Source organism: Ideonella sp. P3_A4 (assembly GCF_056403075.1).
In genome coordinates this window covers 1-4,104 of sequence record NZ_JBFUGE010000540.1, presented here as the reverse complement: position 1 = coordinate 4,104, position 4,104 = coordinate 1, and the positions used below count along the sequence as shown (strand labels likewise).

General features: G+C 65.1%; 4 protein-coding genes. 1 reads left to right on the top strand and 3 read right to left on the bottom strand.

What is annotated here, in order from left to right:
- Nucleotides 1-964 (top strand): HD-GYP domain-containing protein (locus AC1DYI_RS28520; protein WP_477207498.1); only part of this gene is annotated, 964 nt, incomplete at its 5' end.
- 35 nt (nt 965-999) lie between these two features.
- On the opposite strand, the gene AC1DYI_RS28515 is transcribed toward AC1DYI_RS28520, so the two are convergent.
- From AC1DYI_RS28515 to AC1DYI_RS28505, 3 genes are all read right to left on the bottom strand, one after another.
- Nucleotides 1,000-1,197: a hypothetical protein gene (locus AC1DYI_RS28515; RefSeq protein WP_477207497.1), complete on the bottom strand. Its 198-nt coding sequence runs from the start codon at nt 1,195-1,197 to the stop codon at nt 1,000-1,002.
- Nucleotides 1,198-1,211: 14 nt separating this feature from the next.
- The gene (locus tag AC1DYI_RS28510) at nt 1,212-1,424 is read right to left on the bottom strand and encodes a hypothetical protein (protein ID WP_477207496.1); all 213 of its coding nucleotides are present in this window, start codon (nt 1,422-1,424) and stop codon (nt 1,212-1,214) included.
- A gap of 656 nt (nt 1,425-2,080) precedes the next feature.
- Nucleotides 2,081-3,886 (bottom strand): ABC transporter ATP-binding protein/permease, encoded by a 1,806-nt coding sequence (locus tag AC1DYI_RS28505; protein WP_477207495.1) that lies wholly within the window; start codon nt 3,884-3,886, stop codon nt 2,081-2,083.
- Between the last annotated feature and the right edge of the window lie 218 nt (nt 3,887-4,104).

Genomic DNA, 4,104 nt, shown 5'->3' with positions numbered 1-4,104 from the left:
GACGGTCTATGGCGAATACCAGGGCGACCGCTTGCGCCACAGCGTGGGGGTAGCGATGCTGGCGATGGCGCTGGGCCGCAAGCTGGTGCCTGGGGACATCGATCGCCATCGATTGCTCACGCTGGCTGGGCTGCTGCACGACGTCGGCGAGCTGTACATCGACCCGCAGCACCTGAAGCACGGCACCCAGATGGCGCCCGAGCAATGGCGCCACATCGTCAGCCACCCGGTCATCGGCCACCGCGTGCTGAAGGACATGGAAGGCGCGGGCCCCGGCGTGGCGCAGGCAGTGCTCCTGCACCATGAGCGGCTCGATGGTTTCGGGTACCCCCGCGGCGTATCGGGCAGTGCGCTGTCACTGGATGGACAGATCCTCGGGGCGGCCGAATGGCTGATGGCACTGCTCGAATCGGGCCTGATGCCGCTGGCGCGACTGATCGTCGCGACGCGGATCATTCCCGGCGAGTTCAACGTCGAACTCGTGCAGATCATCAGCGCCGCGGCAACACGCTGCGATGCCGGCCAGGCGAACGCTCCGACACCGATGGAGGAAGCGGTGCCGCGCGTGGCGCGCATCGCTGCCACCATGCGCCGCTTCGCGCAGCACCGTGGCTGGATCGAGGGGCAGATCGAGAAAGCACGCGGCGAGCTGCGGCGCACGCTCACTTCGGGCCTGGACCGCATGCGGCGGCTGCAGACCGCGTTCTCCAGCACCGGGCTGGACGCCGCCGACCCGGAGGTGCTGCTGCGCCAGCTTGCCGCATTGCACGACCCGCAGGTCCACCAGGAGGTGATCACGATCGTGCGTGAGATCGAGTGGCGGCTGCGTTCGCTGGAGCGCGAATCGCTGTTGCGCAGCGGGCTGCTCAAGCCCGAGGAAGATGCCGTGATGCAGGAGCTGATCGGGCGCTTGACTGGCGCGGTGGCACCTGACACGTCGGCGCCGCCACCGGCAGCGAGCTGACGCCGGGCCTGCGGCCGGGCAACAGTCGACCGGCGTCAGGCCGTGCCGGCGATCCAGGCGAGCATGAAGTTGTCGCTGTGGCCAGTGCTGATGAGGTACGCGGCCGAGACCAGGGCGATGGCCGTGACCAGCAACGATGGCCTGGCGATCAGCGCAGCGCCGATGAGACGCTGCAAACGTGGCGCCCGGTGCGCGCGATACGCGCGAGGTGGGGCGAAGGTCGTCAGATGCATGACACGTCCCTCCTTCAATGCCAAGCCGGTCGCACGGCCGGGCAGCGAAACTCGCGGCCGATGGCTGAGCGAGCGAAAAAATAGTTGGCGCGGGCACGGTCGCTCAGGCTGTCCAGATCGACATGGCCGGCCTGGTCACACGGAAACGACAGACCTCGGCCTTCGTCGAACAGGTTGGCAAACCGCAGTTCGAACTGGTCGGCGTGGGAGGCGATGCGTGCTGACATGGCGGGTCTCCTTTCTGGCCGCTGCCGCTGTTGCGGCCGCGAGGGAGTTCAATCGGGGCGCCGAAGCCTGAAAAGTCGTTTCGGATTCGTTGATCAGTCGGGCTCGGGTGCCGCTTGCTTACTTCCACGACGAACCAAACCAGCCTGCTTCGACAAGCGTCTGCGCCGTCCACATCACCTGGAAGCCTCTCCTGCAGAACGAAATCCCGTTTCGGGATACCGCTTTGTGCGTTAGGTCACACTGGAAATGAACATTTGCTGACGAATGTTGAAGGATTCTGTAAGCCAAGAACGGCAAGCTGTGTGCCTGTCGACGAGCAACAAAAGAGCGGGTCCCGCACACCGCCTTCATGCAAGCCGACGCTTTGCCGGAGGGATGTTGTGCTTACTCGCCTCAGTGTTTCTACCGAGGGTGACGACCACCAGTTTGAGCTGCGCTTCGCCTCGTTGTTCGACAAGGGCCGGGCCTTGGCCTTCCCTTGTGACAGCACCGGCCGCGTTAACCTGGACCTGCTGAGCGACCGCGCTCGCAACAACTATTTTCTGGCGCGCTCGGCGATCGGTCGGGAATTCGCCTGCCCTGACGTGCGACGAAGGTAAGCGCTCAGGTGCACGGCCGGCGGCGAACAGCGCTTGGCTAGGACGCGCGCCGTGGCCTAGCTGTCGAATTCATAACCTTCGGCGTCGTGCACTTCCCAGGCGCCGCCCCCGGTGAGCTTGAGCACCTGGTTGTGGTAGCGCAGCACCGCGGCGCGGTGAGCCACGCTGATCAGCGTGGCCCCGCTTTCGCGCAGGCGTTGGTACAGCGCCGCCTCGCTCGCGCTGTCCAGCGCGCTGGTGGCCTCGTCCAGGATCAAGACCTGCGGCTCACGCACCAGCACACGGGCAAAGGCCAGCCGCTGCTGCTCGCCAACCGACAGCAGCTTTTCCCAGTCCTGCACGGCATCGAGCCCGCCGACACGCTCGGCCAGCTCTTCGAGCCGGACCTCCCGCAAGATCTCCAGCAGGCGTTCGTCGTCCAGCTTGGTGTCGTTGCTCGGGTAGATCAGCTGGCTGCGCAGCGTGCCATGTTGCAGGTAAGGCCGCTGCGGCAGGAAGAACACTTTGTCCAGCGGCGGGTGCTGCACCACGCCTGAGCCGGTGCGCCACAGGCCGGCCATTGCCCGCAGCAGCGAGCTCTTGCCGCAACCGCTGACACCGGTGATCAACAGGCCGTCGCCTGGTTTCAGATTGAGGCTCAGTTCCTTGACCAGCAGACGTTCCGCCTGCGGTGTGTACAAGGTGACGGCATCGAGAAGGAAACAATCGCCTTCACGGCTTTCGATCCCCTGCTGCTCAGCCGTAGGCGGCGTCGCCCCCGGCGCTTTCAGCACCAGTTCGGACAACGCGTGCAGACGCCCGATGCCGGCAACAAAGCGGCTGAGGCTCTCGAAGTTGTCGACGATCAGCGCCACCGCACTCAGTACCGCCAAGAACGCCCCGCCGGCCTGCACCGCCCGGCCCACTTCGAGCTGGCCCGACAGCACGCCATCGGCCAGGATCACGCTTGGCAGCACCAGCGTCAGCTGGCTGAACGCCCGTTGGAAGAGGTTCAGCGAGCGCTGCTTCTTGATCAGCTTGGCGAAGTTGGCGAACACTGCGTCGAAACGCCGCTCGATCTGCTTGCGCTCCTGCGGCTCACCGCGGTAGAAGGCGATCGATTCGGCGTTTTCGCGCACCCGCATCAGGCCAAAGCGGAAGTCCGCTTCACGGCGCAATTGCCAGAAGTTCAGCTGGATCAGAGGCGAGCCGAATACCCACAGCGCGACCACCGTGCCGACGATCGCGTAGACCGCAAGGAAGGCAACCAGCGTGCGCGAGATCGACCACAGCACCGCGCTGAAAGCCACCAGTTGCATGGCCGAGCCGAGAAAGATCAGCAGGAAGTGGATCGAGCGACCGGTGAAGGTGTTGATGTCTTCGCTGATGCGCTGGTCCGGGTTGTCGATGTCGCCGCTGTTGTTCAGCTCGTAGTACTTGCGCCCGCTCAGGTAGCCATCGAGAAAACGCCCGGTCAGCCAGCGCCTCCAGTGGTTGGAGAACGCGTCGCGCATGTAGTAGTAGAAGGCGTAGATCGGCACCGCGAACACCAGCACCGTCAGGCAAGCGCGCACGTTGCTCCAGAAGCGTGGACCGTCCTTGGCCGACAGCGCCGAGGTCATCTCGCCCGCTTGGTCGTTCAGCATCACTGCGAATTGGGTCTCGCCCATCATCAGCACGATCAGCAAGGCCAGCAGGCCCCAGGCGGACTTTCGCTTGTCGCCCAGCCAATAGGGYTTGGCCACACTGATGAACTGGCGCCACGCCGCCATCGACAGACCCGGTGGGCGGTGAAAACGGATGCGAGGCCGCGCCGGCGGGGGTGGCGAGGCGGAAGGCAAAGGGGCACTGGTGGCCGGCGCCGCAGAAGTGGAAGTGGGCATCGGAACAACGCCTTGTGACGGCCCTCGCATACGGCGACATCGCCATGGGCATCGTAAGGTCGGGCGTGCGGCCTGGGTGTCGGACGACACGCCTGCGGCTTGTCCGATGTCAAGCGGCGAAGCGGCGCGAACGTATCCAACAAGAAAGCCGGCGAGCCTGATAAGGGCTGGCCGGCTTTGGAACGAATCCGCGAAACGTCAGGGCACGAGCGTGATCG

Bases quoted from the DNA above. Each gene is read 5' to 3' on its own strand.
- AC1DYI_RS28515 (WP_477207497.1), bottom strand. From the start codon at position 1,197: ATGCATCTGACGACCTTCGCCCCACCTCGCGCGTATCGCGCGCACCGG.
- AC1DYI_RS28510 (WP_477207496.1), bottom strand. From the start codon at position 1,424: ATGTCAGCACGCATCGCCTCCCACGCCGACCAGTTCGAACTGCGGTTT.